At 63.4% G+C, this 506-nt stretch carries 1 protein-coding gene; it reads left to right on the forward strand.

Annotated features, from left to right (window positions below; translation table 11 throughout):
- On the forward strand, window positions 1-506 hold a 506-nt coding region (locus EOA28_RS38020), incomplete at both ends, for a GGDEF domain-containing protein (RefSeq protein WP_148671224.1).

The following is a 506-nucleotide window of genomic DNA, read 5'->3' on the forward strand; positions in this document are numbered from 1 at the left end:
GGCAAGCTCAGGGCCATGACGGTCTCGCTCAGCGCCCGTTCGCAGACGCTCGAGCAGGCGGCGCTCACCGACGGTCTGACCGGCATGCAGAACCGCCGCTATTTCGACGATGCGCTGCGTGAATATCTCCATGAATTCCGTCGTATCGACAGGCCGGTCGGGCTGATGATCCTCGATCTCGATCACTTCAAACAGGTCAACGACACACATGGTCATGATGTCGGCGACGAGGTGCTGCGGGCCGTAGCCACCTGCCTGCGGGGCATGACGCGCTATCACGACGTGGTGGCGCGGCTGGGCGGCGAGGAGTTCGCCGTCGTCACCCCCAACATGGATGTCGAGCTGCTTGCCCGGTTCGCCGAACGCATCCGCAAGGCGATCGCCAACCTGTCGATCCTGTCGGGCAATGTGCGGCTCAAGGTCACGACCAGCGTCGGCCTTGCCGTGTGGGACCATAAGGAGAGCGCGGAGGATTTCTACCGTCGCGCCGACCGTCAGCTCTATGA

It is taken from the genome of Mesorhizobium sp. M2A.F.Ca.ET.067.02.1.1 (assembly GCF_004023285.1).
Classification (GTDB): domain Bacteria; phylum Pseudomonadota; class Alphaproteobacteria; order Rhizobiales; family Rhizobiaceae; genus Mesorhizobium.